This is a genomic window from Aromatoleum evansii, from assembly GCF_012910805.1.
In the GTDB taxonomy this organism is placed as follows: Bacteria; Pseudomonadota; Gammaproteobacteria; order Burkholderiales; family Rhodocyclaceae; genus Aromatoleum; species Aromatoleum evansii.
Genome location: NZ_WTVK01000211.1, coordinates 1 through 459, shown reverse-complemented (window position 1 = coordinate 459; position 459 = coordinate 1). Strand labels below are relative to the sequence as shown.

Annotated in this window: 1 protein-coding gene; it reads left to right on the top strand. The window is 65.4% G+C overall.

The features are described 5' to 3' along the window. Positions 1–459, top strand: a 459-nt coding sequence (locus GO615_RS27970; protein WP_211167420.1) for a hypothetical protein, incomplete at both ends; no start/stop codon positions are given.

The window sequence follows — 459 nt, the reverse complement described above, 5'->3', positions numbered from 1 at the left end:
CGCTGAAGCAGCGCATCCGGGCCGACATGGTCTGGACCAGCCTGGTCCGCGGCCGTTTCAAGGAGAGCCTTCAGGTCGGAGAAAAGGATGTCGACACCGCGGTCAAGGGGACCGGCGAGGCCCCCGACGCCGAAGCTTTCGAATACAGGATGCAGCCGGTCGTGCTGATCGTGCCCCGCGGCTCGCCGCAATCCGAGTTCGAGGCTCGCCGCAAGGAAGCGGACTCCCTGCGCGAGCGCGTGACCAGTTGCGAGGAAGCCAACACCTTCTTCAAGTCGATGCGCAACGCAGCGATCCGCGAGATCGTCGTGAAGACGTCGGCGGACCTGCCGCAGTCGCTGCGCGACATCCTGGACAAGACCCCGGTCGGCCACCTTACCCCGCCCGAACTCACCAAGCAGGGCATCGAGATGGTCGCCCTTTGTGGTCGGAAGGCAACCACGGTGGACACGCCGAAGA